This is a genomic window from Pseudomonas sp. MWU12-2319 (assembly GCF_023242525.1).
Lineage (GTDB): Bacteria > Pseudomonadota > Gammaproteobacteria > Pseudomonadales > Pseudomonadaceae > Aquipseudomonas > Aquipseudomonas gingeri_D.
On sequence record NZ_JALJES010000001.1, the window covers coordinates 65,071 to 80,218 of the forward strand.

The 15,148-nt window shown below is 62.5% G+C and carries 9 protein-coding genes; 7 read left to right on the forward strand and 2 right to left on the reverse strand.

Translation table 11 applies throughout. The features are described from left to right. Nucleotides 1–8: 8 nt before the first annotated feature. Nucleotides 9–659 (reverse strand): GNAT family N-acetyltransferase, encoded by a 651-nt coding sequence (locus M5C01_RS00270; RefSeq protein ID WP_103497092.1) that lies wholly within the window; start codon nt 657–659, stop codon nt 9–11. 135 nt (nt 660–794) lie between these two features. Between M5C01_RS00270 and xthA the strand changes: the two genes are divergently transcribed. Beyond that, entirely contained in the window at nt 795–1,607 is an 813-nt protein-coding gene (gene xthA, locus M5C01_RS00275; RefSeq protein ID WP_103497093.1) for an exodeoxyribonuclease III, read from the forward strand. Nucleotides 1,608–1,817: 210 nt separating this feature from the next. After that, nucleotides 1,818–3,152, forward strand: coding sequence for a phosphate ABC transporter substrate-binding/OmpA family protein (locus M5C01_RS00280; RefSeq protein WP_152736928.1), 1,335 nt, complete (start codon nt 1,818–1,820; stop codon nt 3,150–3,152). A gap of 11 nt (nt 3,153–3,163) precedes the next feature. On the opposite strand, the gene M5C01_RS00285 is transcribed toward M5C01_RS00280, so the two are convergent. Further along, nucleotides 3,164–4,393 carry an acyl-CoA dehydrogenase gene (locus M5C01_RS00285; RefSeq protein ID WP_103497095.1) on the reverse strand — a complete coding sequence of 410 codons (1,230 nt, stop codon included), beginning with the start codon at nt 4,391–4,393 and terminating at the stop codon, nt 3,164–3,166. 151 nt (nt 4,394–4,544) lie between these two features. Here M5C01_RS00285 and M5C01_RS00290 point away from each other — a divergent pair, with 151 nt between their 5' ends. From M5C01_RS00290 to M5C01_RS00310, 5 genes are all read left to right on the forward strand, one after another. Continuing rightward, a complete protein-coding gene (locus M5C01_RS00290; RefSeq protein WP_100943899.1) occupies nt 4,545–5,474 on the forward strand; it encodes a LysR family transcriptional regulator in 930 nt (309 codons plus the stop codon). Nucleotides 5,475–5,674: 200 nt separating this feature from the next. Beyond that, nucleotides 5,675–6,076, forward strand: a complete 402-nt coding sequence (locus M5C01_RS00295; RefSeq protein WP_103497096.1) for a MerR family DNA-binding transcriptional regulator — start codon at nt 5,675–5,677, stop codon at nt 6,074–6,076. A gap of 88 nt (nt 6,077–6,164) precedes the next feature. Then, nucleotides 6,165–7,064, forward strand: a complete 900-nt coding sequence (locus M5C01_RS00300) for a hydroxymethylglutaryl-CoA lyase (protein ID WP_152736929.1) — start codon at nt 6,165–6,167, stop codon at nt 7,062–7,064. A 708-nt stretch (nt 7,065–7,772) separates the two neighbouring features. Beyond that, the gene (locus M5C01_RS00305) at nt 7,773–9,929 is read left to right on the forward strand and encodes a hypothetical protein (RefSeq protein ID WP_152736930.1); all 2,157 of its coding nucleotides are present in this window, start codon (nt 7,773–7,775) and stop codon (nt 9,927–9,929) included. A gap of 91 nt (nt 9,930–10,020) precedes the next feature. Then, nucleotides 10,021–15,132 (forward strand): DUF6543 domain-containing protein, encoded by a 5,112-nt coding sequence (locus M5C01_RS00310; RefSeq protein WP_152736931.1) that lies wholly within the window; start codon nt 10,021–10,023, stop codon nt 15,130–15,132. The last annotated feature ends 16 nt before the right edge of the window (nt 15,133–15,148 follow it).

A 15,148-nucleotide genomic window follows, 5' to 3' on the forward strand; every position in this document is an offset into this window, starting at 1 on the left:
TTCGACAGTCAAGCCATTGCTGTTTGTAACATCAGGGGGTTGGCGTGATAAAACACGTGCTCGCGGATCGGTCCCACCGCTACCTCACCGATGTCCTCATAACCCTGGCGCTTGTAGAACTCAACGTAACGCGAGTTACCGGTATCGAGCACCACGCCTTGGGAATGCGGGTCTTCGGCACACCAGTTGTGCACCGCCATCAGCAACTGCTCGCCATAGTGCTGGCCCTGGAACTGCGGGTGGATGCCCAGCAACGGCAGCACGTGCACCGAATTCGACGGCAGACAGGCGAGCACCGCCTGCTGGTACTCCAGGTAACGGCGGGTACAGCGAAAGCCGGTGCTCAGCACCATGCGCATGCGCCAGACCCAGCTCTCGGTAATGTCCAGTCGACGTTGGGGCGGAGCGATCAGCGCAATGCCGATCAGGCGGTCGTTGACCAGCAGCCCGATGGCCGGCAGATCCTCGAGAAAGTGTTGCTTGACCCGCTCGCGTACCGTGGCCCGGACCCGCTGTTCGTAGCCCGGGCGTTCGGCCTCGAACAGATAGGCGAACGTCGGTTCATGCCGATAGGCCTGGTACAACAGCGAGCGTGCTTCGCGAGAATAACCACCGTCGAGCAGATGGATCTGGGCCGTGATCTCTGGCATTTCCGGCATGGGGGTCAACCTCCCTGGCCGCGGCGCGTTGCCGCAACGATCTGAGAGAACGTTAGCAGTGCATCGACACTCCCGCCACGCTGGCCGTCGCCGGACTTGTCGGCTAGCATCGCTGTTTTGCCAGGATTGCCGCCCATGAAAATCGTCTCGTTCAACATCAACGGCCTGCGCGCCCGGCCCCATCAGTTGGCGGCGCTGATCGAGAAGCACCAGCCGGATGTGATCGGCCTGCAGGAAACCAAGGTCTCCGACGACCAGTTTCCACAGGCTGAAGTCGAAGCCCTGGGTTACCACGTGCATTTCCACGGTCAGAAAGGCCATTACGGCGTGGCGCTGCTGTCGCGCCAGGCACCACTGAGCCTGCACAAGGGGTTCGAGGGCGACGATGAGGAAGCCCAGAAGCGCTTTATCTGGGGCACCTTCGCCGATGAAAACGGCACGCCGGTGACCATCATGAACGGCTATTTCCCCCAGGGCGAAAGCCGCGACCATCCGACCAAGTTTCCGGCCAAGGAACGCTTCTACCAGGACCTGCAGCAGTTGCTGGAAAGCCGGTTCCAGCACGACCAGCCGCTGGTGGTGATGGGCGATATCAATATTTCCCCGGAGGACTGCGATATCGGTATCGGCGCCGACAATGCCAAGCGCTGGCTGAAAACCGGCAAGTGCAGCTTTCTGCCGGAAGAGCGCGAATGGCTGGCACGCCTGAAGAACTGGGGGCTGGTGGACAGCTTCCGGCATCTGCACCCTGAGGTGAATGACCGTTTCAGCTGGTTCGACTACCGCAGCCGTGGCTTTGAAGACGAGCCCAAGCGTGGCCTGCGGATCGATGTGATCATGGCCTCGAATGGCTTGCTGCCACGGGTCAAGGCCGGTGGGGTCGACTATGAATTGCGCGGCATGGAAAAGCCTTCCGACCATGCACCGATCTGGCTGGAGCTGGGCTGATCCCCGCTCTCCTGAACAGCACAACCCTGTAGGAGCAGGGCTTGCCCGCGAAGCTTTTAGCGGTCTCAAGGCCCCCTTCGCGGGCAAGCCCTGCTCCTACAGGTACGTGGCGTTTTCAAGAGTGGGTCTTGGCGCCCGACCGCCGTCATTTAACTGAAACCTGACTGACTTATTCTTGCAGCACTCCGGCCCACAAAAGGTGCAGGCCCCATGCTGCGCGCACTCTCACTGCTGATCCTCTGCGGCCTCCCGGCCCTGACCCTGGCGGCCCTGCCCGCGCCGCCCGATGACGGCCCGGCGCTGCGCATCCAGGGTTCCAACACCATCGGTGCCGACCTCGGACCGGCGCTGGTCAAGGGCTGGCTCGAGGAACAGGGCCTGCACGGCGTGCACCTGGCCAACACCGGCAAGGACAACGAACAGCGCGTGCTCGCCACCACCGAGCAAGGCCGCCGGGTCCGGATTGAAGTCGCCGCCCATGGTTCCAGCACCGGCTTCAGCGCCCTGAAAGCCGGTACCGCCGACCTCGCCGCTTCTTCCCGTCCAATCAAGGACGCCGAACTGGCGGACCTCGCCAGCCTCGGCGATCTGAAAAGCCCCGACGCCGAGCAAGTGATCGCCATCGACGGCGTGGCGATTATCCTTCATCCGCAAAACCCGCTGACTCGACTGAACACCGAAGAACTGGCGAAAATCTTTTCCGGCGAAGTGAAAACCTGGGAAGAACTGGGCGGGATCGGCGGCGCCATTCACCTCTACGCCCGGGATGAAAAGTCCGGGACCTGGGACACCTTCAAGGAACTGGTGCTGGCCCGTCGCGGCAAGTCCCTGGCCGCCGGCGCCCAGCGTTTCGAATCCAGCGAACAGTTATCCGATGCGGTCAGCCAGGATCACCAGGGGATCGGCTTTATCGGCCTGCCCTACGTTCGCCAGGCCAAGGCCGTGGCCATTGTCGATGGCGATTCGCAAGCGATGCTGCCGCTGGCCAGCCTGATCGCCACCGAGGATTATCCGCTGTCCCGACGACTGTTCTTCTACCTGCCGCCCAACCGCCAGAACCCCTGGGCCGCGTCCCTGGTACGTTTCGCGCAAAGCCCGGCGGGCCAGGCGATTGTCGCCGGCAACGGGTTTGTCGCGCAGACGGTGCAAGCCATCCCGGTCACGCCCGGCCCGGCCATGTCGCCGGAATACCAGGCCCTGGCGAAAGAAGCGCAGCGCCTGTCAGTGAATTTTCGTTTCGAGGAAGGTAGCGCCAGCCTGGACAACAAGGCCCGCCAGGATGTGCTGCGGGTCCTGGATTACCTGCATGCCCAGGGCAAGCTGAACAAACAGGTGACCCTGGTGGGTTTTGGCGACGCCAAGAACGACCCGGCCCGCGCCGCCCTGCTGTCCAAGCTGCGGGCGATGGCGGTGCGTCGCGAACTGGTGAAAGGCGGCGTGGTGTTTCGCGATATCCAGGGCTTCGGCGCGCAGATGCCGGTGGCGGCCAACACCCTGGATGAAGGCCGCATCAAGAACCGGCGGGTCGAGGTCTGGGTGTATTAAGAGCGCGGTTCTCAGCGCTCCGAACGCATCATCTCGCGCGGTACATATTTGCCGATCTCGTACTTGCCGATCGCCGCCCGGTGCACTTCATCCGGGCCGTCGGCCAGGCGCAGGGTGCGTTGCATGGCGTACATGTAGGCCAGCGGGAAATCGTTGGAGACCCCGGCCCCACCGTGGATCTGAATCGCCCGGTCGATCACCTTCAAGGCTACGTTCGGCGCCACCACCTTGATCTGCGCGATCTCGCTTTTCGCCACCTTGTTACCGGCGGTGTCCATCATGAAGGCCGCCTTCAGGGTCAACAGGCGCGCCATGTCGATCTCCATCCGCGAGTCGGCGATCTTGTCGATATTGCCGCCCAGGCGAGCCAATGGCCGGCCGAACGCGGTACGGTTGACCGCCCGTTTGCACATCAACTCCAGCGCGCGCTCGGCCATGCCGATGGAACGCATGCAGTGGTGAATCCGGCCCGGGCCAAGGCGACCCTGGGCGATCTCGAAACCACGGCCCTCACCCAGCAGCACGTTCTCGTAAGGCACCCGCACGTTCTCGAACAGCACTTCGGCGTGACCATGGGGGGCATCGTCGTAACCGAATACCGGCAATGGACGGACGATCTTCACCCCGGGGGTATCCACCGGCACCAGGATCATCGAGTGCTGCTGGTGACGCGGTGCGTCCGGATTGCTCAGGCCCATGAACACCAGGATCTTGCAGCGCGGATCACAAGCGCCGGAAGTCCACCACTTCTTGCCGTTGATCACCCACTCGTCACCCTGGCGCTCGGCGCGGGCGGCCATATTGGTAGCATCGGACGAAGCCACATCCGGCTCGGTCATGGCGAAGGCGGAACGGATCTCGCCGCGCAGCAGCGGTTCCAGCCAGCGTTGTTTCTGTTCTTCATTGGCGTAACGCACCAGCACTTCCATATTGCCGGTGTCCGGTGCCGAGCAGTTGAACGGCTCCGGCCCGAGCAAGGAGCGGCCCATGATTTCCGCCAGGGGGGCGTATTCCAGGTTGGTCAGGCCGGCACCCAGTTCGGATTCCGGCAGAAACAGGTTCCACAACCCCTCGGCCTTGGCGCGGGCCTTGAGTTCTTCCATGATCGCGGTGGGCTGCCAGCGATCGCCTTCGGCGACCTGGCGCTCGAACACCGGTTCGGCCGGATACACATAAGTGTCCATGAACGCGGTCACGCGTTCACGCAGTTCCTGAACCTTGGGCGAATAGGCGAAATCCATGGGCAGCTACCTTCTTGAGCAGGTGGTCGGAGTCATGGAATCGATGCTAGATCAGCTACGAAAATTTACCAAAGCTATTCTCGCCGTGTATTAACATTCATCACCGATATATGATCGGCTGATCGAACCCTAACAATAAGAGCGCCGCGAAATGAATCTGAGCAAGGTCGACCTCAATCTTTTCATCGTCTTCGACGCCATCTATACCGAGGCCAACCTGACCCGCGCCGGGCAGATCGTCGGCATCACCCAGCCGGCGGTGTCCAACGCCCTGGCACGCCTGCGCGAGACCTTCAACGACCCGCTGTTCGTGCGCACCGCCCAGGGCATGGTGCCCACGCCGATGGCGCAGAACATCATCGGCCCGGTGCGCAATGCCCTGTCGCTGCTGCGCATCTCGGTCCAGGAAAGCCGGATCTTCAACCCGTTGCAGGCGAACAAGACCTACCGCATCAGCATGACCGACCTCACCGAGGCGGTGATCCTGCCGCCACTGTTCCAGCGCCTGCGCCGCCTGGCGCCGACGGTGGCGATCGAGAGTTTCCTCTCCAAGCGCCGCGAGACCACCAAGGAGCTGGCCGCCGGACGTATCGACTTCGCCGTCGACGCGCCGCTCAACACCGACCCCCAGGTGCGTCATGTCAAGCTGATGGAAGACCGCTATGTCTGTGCCATGCGCAAGGGCCATGCAATGGCGGGCAAGGACAAGCTGACCCTGGATGACTACATGGGATTCACCCACATCCATATTTCCAGCCGACGCAATGGCCTGGGTTATGTCGACCTGGCCCTGGGCAAGATGGGCATCCAGCGCAAGATCGCCTTGCGTTCGCAGCATTACCTGATGGCCTCGCAGGTGTTGCAGCAGACCGATATGGTCATGACCGTGCCGGAACGCTTCGCCCGCCGCCATGACTTGCATTACTTCCCGTTGCCGGTCAATGACGTGCCACCGGTGGAAACCCACCTCTACTGGCACGAAAGCACCGACCAGGACCCGGCCAACCGCTGGATGCGCGAGCAGATGATCGAACTGTGCCAGCAGGTCACGGCCCATGAGAAGAAGCTCGACAAGGCCTGAGCCTGGGGAAAACACTACTCACTTGAATCTGAACGCATACCCCGTGGGAGCGGAGCTTGCCCGCGAAGCTTTTGGCGATCTTGAAGCCCCCTTCGCGGGCAAGCTCCGCTCCCACAAAGGTCATCGCATGCCTCACGCATGCTTGACGTATACGTCAAGCAGCCCTTAGCTTAGCGCCATGACCTTTCTCGAGCGCTTTCATGAGCAGCCAGACCTACAGCATCTCCGACCTCGCCCGCGAGCTCGACATCACCACCCGGGCCATTCGCTTCTATGAAGAGCAAGGCCTGCTCAGCCCTGAGCGCAAGGGCTTGGAACGCATCTACTCGGCCCGGGACAAGGTGACCCTGAAACTGATCCTGCGGGGTAAGCGCATCGGTTTTTCCCTGGCCGAGTGCCGCGAACTGATCGAACTCTACGACCCCACCAGCGGCAACCACAAGCAGCTCAACAGCATGCTGGCGAAGATCACCGAGCGCCGGGCGCAGCTGGAGCAGCAACTGCTGGATATCGAACAGATGCAACTGGAACTCGACACTGCCGAGGAGCGCTGCCATCAGGCGCTGCAGACCCTCGAACAACAGGCCGACCCCATCCTGTAGGAGCAGAGCTTGCTCGCGAAGGGGCTCTTGAGAGCGCTAGAAGCTTCGCGGCCAGACCCTGTTCCTACTCACCAACAAGGTACCCCCCATGTCACTGCCCACCCACGTACGCCTGATCGAAGTCGGTCCCCGCGACGGCCTGCAGAACGAAGCCCAACCCATCAGCGTGGCCGACAAGGTCCGCCTGGTGGACCGTCTCGGCGACGCTGGCCTGGGCTATATAGAAGTCGGCAGCTTCGTCTCGCCCAAATGGGTGCCGCAGATGGCCGGTTCCGCCGAAGTCTTCGCGCAGATCCAGCGCAAGCCCGGGGTCACCTATGGCGCGCTGGCCCCCAACCTGCGCGGTTTCGAAGATGCCGTGGCCGCCGGGGTCAAGGAGGTGGCGGTGTTCGCCGCCGCCTCCGAAGCCTTCTCCCAGCGCAATATCAACTGTTCCATCAGCGAAAGCCTCGAACGTTTCATACCGATCATGGATGCCGCCCGCCAGCATGGCGTGACGGTGCGCGGCTACGTGTCCTGCGTGCTCGGCTGCCCCTATGAAGGCCCGGTCGCCGCCGAGCAGGTCGCCGTCGTGGCCCGCGAGCTGTATGCCATGGGCTGCTACGAAGTGTCCCTGGGCGACACCATCGGCACCGGCACCCCGGGCGCCACCCGGCGGATGTTCGAGGTGGTCTCGGCCAGCGTGCCGCGGGAAAAACTTGCCGGGCATTTCCACGACACCTACGGCCAGGCCATGGCCAATGTCTACGCCAGCCTGCTGGAAGGCATCGCGGTCTTCGACAGCTCCATCGCAGGCCTGGGCGGCTGCCCCTACGCCAAGGGCGCCAGCGGTAACGTCGCCACCGAAGACGTGCTCTATATGCTCAACGGCCTGGGTATCCACACCGGTGTCGACCTCGACCAGTTGCTCCTCGCGGGCCAGGAAATCTGCGCCGTGCTGGGACGTGTTACTGGCTCAAGGGTCGCCAAGGCACGGCAGGCGGTGTGAATGTGTCCGGGTGTTACCGTCTGGAAACACAAACGAGTAACACGGAAACAGATTCACGACATTGCCCTTGGCCGAAGGTTCACGAAAAATATCAAAGCCTTGATTTTAAAGGGTTTTAAAAAGTTGGCACGCCACCTGCTATATCTCTTGCATAACAAGAATAAAAAGCAGCAAACCCATAAAAATAAGACGTACCGACTCTGACATAACAAAAACAACACGGCAGAGACGCAGCTAACAGATTTTTTTGGAGAAGGTGTGCTTTCAGGGAACCCTCGGGTCACCCGCAACCGGACAGAGAACAATAAAACTACCTCAAGGTAGCTCCCGGACTGGTTGGATCACCTGATAAAGCAGATCAGCGCTCAAAAAAATACGTTTGCTCTTTGACCCCGGATGGGGGTCACCTAAACGGCGAGAAAGGGTCACGGTCGACAAAAACAACAACAGACCGCCCCTCAATAATAAGAAAAGAGCATACAACAACACATTCAAGGGGAGCTTCGGCTCCCCTTCGTGTTTCCGCCTTCCTGTCATTCGCTGACAAATCCTCCTTGTGCCTATCTATGTACCGCATCCGCCGAATTCATGGAGCGGATACTGAACCTGCCTACGCGGCCATCCTCCTGTGCGATCGCCCCGTATCAATACCCGACTGATGACAGATCCTGAACAGGATGTTTATTTCTTTAATTGGCAGGTATCACCATGTCTCCAAGAACCCCGGTCAAACCCACGTCGTCCACCATCAAGATACCTGTGCCCAAGACGCCGGACCTTCCCGAATCCTTGCGCCCATCACTTCCCACGGGGCCACATGCCAGCGGCCTGCGCCCACACCACCTGGACAACCCGGCGGTTTCCGGCGGTCAGGCGCCCGCCCTTGGTCGACCGGCAATCAACACGCCAACGGAGCAGAACCTGCAACTGACGGATCTTCCGGATCAGGCCAGGAGCGCCACCTCCCGTTCACTGGAGAGCTACCGGGTCAGCACGAGCCGGGCATTGCCGCCGCCCGACCCGCAGGGCCTGCGGATCATCAAGAACCGTCACTATGTCGATCTCGATAGCGGTGGCACGGTCATGGTCGCGTACGACACGCAACTCGAGACCTACCGGGCAAAACGTTCCAATGAACTGCTGCCGTCCGGCCCCGCGCTTTATCGGATAGGCAACGGCAGCACCTGGGGAACGGAGCCCATGGCGGCCTCCGTCGATCAGGCCACGGCCAGCCCGCCACCGCGCAAACGGCCACGGCTGGTTGACGAGCCGGCGGCCGAGTCCAAGCCATCGGCAGAAGATAGCCGTGCGGCCGACACACCACGGGCGTCCGCTGTCGTCGTGGCCAAATTCAGCTATTCCGGCCAGCCCCCCTACACCCGTCTCGCGGGCCCTGACAGCCAGGGTTACTATCGCCTGAAAAAGTTTGATGCCGATAACACCGAAGACAGCGTGTACGCATTCAGCAAGGACGACGACAACTGGGTGCTGGTTGACCCGCCAGAGGGTCGGATGGACGCAAACGGTCAGTCGCTTGCCGCCGAACGACTGCCCGCCTGGACCGACCACGAGATCTGGGAACACTACGGGCTTCACGGCAACGACATAACGCGCTTCCGCTCCGAGGTCGAAACCTCCGGCAAACAGCCGCAATGGGCCAATGCCAGCCAGGCAGGCAAGACCAGGGAGCAATTGATCCGGGCGCTGAAATGGGCCCATCCCGACAAGAGCGCGGAAGAACGCGGGCAGATCCTGCAAGGATACAACCTGCTGCCGAGCATGCTGCCTCGCCTGCAACAGGCACTTCAGGAACACGCCAGAGTCCCTGACTGGGCACAGACGCACAAACTTCAGTCGGCGACCGAGACCGATCCACGGCGCTTTGACTTGCTGGAACAGGAAGTGCTGCCGCACATCCGCAATATCCGCAACTTTGAACTGCACTCGCTCGACCCGGATTTCGACGCCTACTACACCCGGCCATTCCTCGAGGCGTTCCTGCTCAAGATCGGCTACCGGAAAAACATCCATGGCTGCCTGTACCGCACGGATATCCCCGCCATGTTCAGGACGGAAGATCGCACGCCGTTCGAGCTGGCCAGGGATGGCTGCATGCTCGCCCGTGAAAACCACCCACCGGGCTCGACCACGAAAAAAGCCCTGAGCGCCACCTTCAGCCTGAGCGACGCGAAAAACTACAGCGTCGGTGGCGGGCCGGGTATCGGCCAACTGCGTTACAACAGGCAAACCAACAAATATCCCGGCAGACGCCCCGAGTCGGAGAGCGGCAGCGACGCCGACAGCGAGGGCAGCGCCGATGAGAGCTCGTCGAATGCCAGCCAGGCCGCTTCGTCGTCAGCCTCGGGCAGCACCCGCCAACCGAGTGAAGCGGCATCGAACGGCTCGGGCTCGGGCGCGCCGATTTCCCTCGACAGCGAACGCGGCTATACCACCTACAGGCACCGGCAGATCACCAGCTTCATCTACATGATCGATACCCGCAACGTCGAGGTCGTGCCGGGGCAGGAAAATCGCTTTTTCAACCATGATCCGCAGAGAAGCAACTTCTTTCCTTATGACGATATCGAGGGGCATATTTCAGTCTCCGACCGAGGCGTCAGTGCCGAACGGATATGGCTGGTCAACTCCAGCCTAACCCGTGCCGCCAGTGTCCGCGCGATCCATCAGGCCGCGGGACACACCGCCGCCGACATCGAGAGTGCAACCTGGAGCGGGGTCGACAACAGCGCGGTCTACGATCAGTTGATCGACCAGGTGGCCGAGGCCGGCGGGACTGTGCTGAATTGGCCCGCCGACGGGAAAATCTTTGCCGATGATGTGACCTGGCCCGTCTCACGCAGCTGATTTCACCGCCTGATCGGGTGAATACCTACCGCAGTCCCAACCGATACGCCGCATACGCTGCCCATTCGAATCACGAATCGGGCTTCACACCATGACAGCAAACACTTCGGCGGACGTCGGGTCCGCCATTCCCCCCAGCCGTCCTCCCATACTCCAAGGGCATCGGGGGCGCCATTATGATCTGGTCAAGGGCAAGTTCCCCGGATGGCTGGTCCAGGCCGACACCGCGACGCACCTGGCCCTGGGACAACGCGCACTGGCCGCCGACCTGCCGGTGTTGAAAGAAGCACCGGAGATCTTCAGCCAACTGCATCAGAGCTACACCGCCTGCCTGCACTACCAGCGCCAGGTCCAGGCCGTGCTGCGCAACATGAACAGTATTGAAGCTTTCGCCAAACCCTTGCTGGAGCAGGCCTTGAAGAAGGAGTTCGGGCAGGTGCTGGATGCCAAGCGGGCCTTCATCTTTCAACCGACCAAGGGTATCCCGGGCGATCTCCGCTCATCCATCTCCACCCTGCTGCACGCCGCGCTGCACAACTACGAAGCCCGGGAAACCGAGGAAGGCAAGCTGGACGCACCCGGCGACGCGGCGACGATCCACAGCGGTAATCCCATCGATCCGGACGCGCGGCGGCTGCCCCTCTCGCCAGCCAGGTTCGCCGCCTTGTGCCGCAAGCTGGATCTGGGCCGGCAGTACCAGGAACATCTCCATGAGGTGTTCTTCCCAACCGCCAGGGCTGGGGAAACGGTGCTGGAAGCGCAGCACAGTGTTCGTGGCCATTTCACCGTGTATGACGCCTATGCCCTCGAAACCCAGGTGCATATCGCCTTCCTGCGCGCCCATCTGGACGAGGCCGCCTATCGGCTGATGCTGGAGGTGGCCAAGGGCAAGGAGGTGCCGGTACCGGCCGGACACCCGCAACGCTGCTTTACCTTGAGCCTGCTGAGAATCGCGCTCAACGGCATTCTGGTCGTACGCACCGCCGACGACGCCCGCAGCTGGGTGGTCTACCTGCCGGACGATCCCTTCCATCCCGTCAAGCAATACCCTTCCCGCGCCGCCTTCGAAGACGACCTGCGGGAAAAGCTGCGGACCCTCGATTACCTGAAGTTCTTTGTCCGCTTCATTCCCCAGCGCGAGCGGACAAGGTTTTTCGACAAACTCCAGGAACGCCTCAACCCGAAGCAATGGAACGGCTATTTCTATCAGCCGACACCCGACCCGCGGGCAAAACTCGATGTCGCCGGCGAGGAAATCGGCAGTTATCTGTTTCGTCAGCGCTACCAGCAGAAGGTCGAGAGCTTCTTCGACGACGCCCGGTTTGTCGCGGTGCCCACGGCGCAAAAGGATCGGCAAAGCCTTACGGCGCGCCTGCAGCACTACCTCAATATTGCCCTCAATATCCTCAATGTCGCGGCGTTCATTGTCCCGGGGCTGGGGGAAATCATGCTGGGGGTGGTCGCGGTACAGCTGGGCAACAGTATTTTCCACATGATCGACAGCTTCGCCCTGGGCGAAAAACAGCAAGCCTGGGCCTACCTGACCGGCGTGTTGCAAAACCTCTCATTGATCACTGCGCTGGGAGCCGCTGGAGCCTCCGCGGCGGCCGCCGAAAACGCGGCGATCGCCAGTGCCGGCTTTGTCGATGGACTGCGCCCGGTGACGCTGCCCAACGGCGATATACGCCTGTTCAATCCCGACCTGGCACCGTTCGCCCACAAGCTGGTCCTGCCCCGGCCCCTGGAGCCCGATGCCATGGGCCTCTATCACCATCAGGGCCGGACCTACCTGCCGCTCGACGGCAAATACTACGAACTCAAGCCGCAGGCGTCGTCCCGCCGCTATCAAGCCCGGCATCCACGCAAAACCGACGCCTATACCCCGACCTTCCGGCACAACGGCGCCGGTGCCTGGGTCCATGAGTTCGAGCAGCCGCTGGCCTGGAACGACCTGGGCGCGTTCAGACGCCTGGGGCCGGAGGCCGCGGCCCTCGACGAAAGCGCTGCCCGGCGCGTCATGCAGATCAGCGGCATCAACGGCGATGTGCTGCGCAGTGTGCATCTGGATAACCTGCCGCCCCCGGCCTTGCTGCGCGACACCCTGATCCGCTTCAAGCTCGACCGCGACCTCAACGGCCTGATCGCCCGTCTGCAACGCGGCGATGCCCTGGGTTATTCACGGGATGAATTGCACATGACCCTGCAACTGCTGACCAACCGGCCCGTGTGGCCGGCCTCGAAAGTGTTGCGCTTGCTCGATGAGCAAAAGGTCACGCTGACCGAGTACCCGCCCGATGCAGACGCCCGGGTGACGCGCATAGACGCCACCTGGGACAACCTGCATGCCAATGACTTGCTCGAACTTGTGCTCACTCGGCTGGGAGAACCCGAGATCACCAGCCTGCTCGACGAAGAGTTCGGGCAAGGCCCCCTCAGCCTGGCGGCGCGCACCCGCAAACTGCGGCAGATACTGGCCGGGGAGGCGCTCAAACGGCGCAATAGCCTGTTCGCCTCCCACTATGAGTTTCGTACCCGCTCGACCCATCCATCCGCCGCGCAGGCGCTGATCCAGCGGGACTTCTCCTCGCTGCCGAGCCTGGTGGTCAGGGAACTGCTCAGCCAGGCCAACAGCGTCGAACTGCAACGGCTCGCCGCCGGATCGGTGCCGCTGCGCCTGGCCGAGGAGGCCCGCTACTACCTGCACAACGTCCGTATCGCCCGGCTCTATGAACAGGCCTGTCTCGACTCGGTCGACCAGGCCGAGGCCTATCGGGTCATCCTGCCCATGCTGGAAAAACTGCCGGGCTGGTCGAACGCGCTGCGCCTGGAAATCCGCGACGATACATTCAACGGGCCGCTGCTGGACAGCCTCGGCCCCGAGCCGGCCGCCGTGAGCAAGGTCCTGATCAAGCAGGGCAAGCGCTATACGGCCCGCGACGCCGAAGGTCAAGAGTTGCATGGCCCGGACGACCTGTATGCCGCCGTGCTGCATGCCTTGCCGGACGCCGAGCGGGCCGCCCTCGGCTTGCCCCATGTCGGTCAGGGCGCGCAGCTGCGGCAAATGCTCCTCGAGCTACCGTTACCACCCCGCGAAACACTGCGCGAGAGCCTCGGTCTGCCGCCCATCAAACCGCACCATATCCCGCCGATGCGCCTGGCCGCCGGACAATTGGCCTATCCGATGAGCGGGCGTGGCGCGGGCCGGGCACTGCGCTCATTCGAATTCAACCGCCTTGCCCTGGAGTTGTATCCGACCCTGCGTCTCTCCGAGGTGGAAACCCTGCATGGCTTGCGGGACATGAGTCTGGGCGCGGGGATAGCGCGACTGCGGGCGCTGGAACTCGAATACGCGACCCTGGAAGACCAGCTTGACGCCTGGCTCGGCGAACCCCAGACCTCCGCCGAAGCCAGCGGCAAACAACAGGTCGCCCTGCTGATCAAGCGCTGCTGGCGCCATGAAACAGAGCTGGCCTGCGATGCCGACGAACTGCCCATCGGCGGTCGCCAGCTCAGCCTGGCGGGCTATCCGGTGGACCGCCTGCCGGCGCTGTCGGCAAACTTCGAGCATGTCAGCGAACTGCATCTGCGCGGCCTGGGGCTCAGCGCAACCCCGGAACTGGACAGTTTCCTCGACGTTTTTCCACGCCTGCAACGACTGGACATGAGCCGCAATGCCCTGACGAACCTGCCCACGGCCCTGGGCCGGCTGATGGCGCTCAGGCACCTCGACCTCAAGGCCAACCAGATTGTCCTGACACCGGCCAGCGCGGCTCCCCTGACCCAGCTGATCCGCCTGGAAGTGCTGATCCTGGAAAACAACAGCGCCCTGTCCATGCTGCCCGACCTGAGCCCGCTGACCCGCCTCGCCTACCTGCACCTGCGCAATACCGGGCTGCGCGACTGGCCGCCGGGTTATGCCAATCTCCCGGCCCTGAGACGCCTCGACCTCAGCGACAACCGCATCAGCGCCATTCCCGACGAGGTCTTCGGGACCGACCCGCAACGTCAACGCCTCAACCGGGCGATCAACCTGGAAGGCAACCCGATACCGGTCGCACTGCGCCAACGTGTCGACCGCTACCGACAGGAAACCGATCTCGACCTGGGCCTCGACGTGCTGATCGAAAGCGACGATCAGTCGGAGTGGAGCAGCGATTCGCGCCAGCCATCGCGCGCCAGCTCCCGCCACAGCCGCTGGGGCTCGCCCTCGCCCGTGCCCCGTGACAACACGCACTGGCTCGAGGGCCTGAGCAGGTCGGAACGGGAAACCAGACGCGACCTGTGGCTGCGGCTGGCCAGCGACGATATCGAAGCCTCCGAAGCGTTTTTCAGGGTGCTGGAAGACCTCAAGTATTCCGCCGACTATATCAGCGCCGAACATCGTCCCGAATTGTCCAAGCGTGTCTGGCGCATGGTCAGGGCCGCCACGGAAAATACCGAGCTGCGCGAGCAATTGTTCAGGCGTGCCAATGCGCCGGATCCGGATAGCTGTGAAGACGGGATCAGCGTGGTGTTCAGCGATATGGGCTTCGATGTCCTGCTGTACGAGGCCAGGGCCCTGCCCCTCGAAGCCCGTGAAGCCGAACTGCTGCAACTGGCCCGGGGAAAATCACGTCTGGAGGGGGTGAACCGCCAGGCCAAGGATCTGATCGACACCCGCAAGGCCAGCGGGGTAGATCCCGATGAAGCGGAAATCTACCTGGCCTTTCGCATCGGCCTGGCCGAAAGGCTCGGGTTGCCCTGGCAAGCCCGGAAAATGAATCACGACCGGGTGGCCGGCGTGAGCAGCCAGCAACTCGACGAGGCTTACCAGGCCATCCTGGCCGACGAGCGTCAGCCCGGCGAAACCTCCGGACGCCTGGTCCGCCAGCCGTTCTGGAAGGACTATCTGGAGGAACGCTTTCACGAGGGACCGCTCAAGGCGCCACGGGAGCAGCGCGACAAGCTGATCGGCGCGCTCGACGATTTGTTGAGTGCGCAACGGGAATGGTTCGGCGGCAATCCCCTGGACGAGCAGCAGAACGCCGACCTGGCCGAGACGATAAAACAATCGGCCCAGACACTCGGGTTGACACCCGATGCAGCCTTCGCCAGTGCCATGACCGACAGCACCTATCTGAGACTGTCCAGCGATATCGCCAAAGCCTACAGCGACACTCTGGAGCAGTTGACCGAACAGTTGCTGCGGCAACACGACCTATAGACGCGGGGCTCGAGTG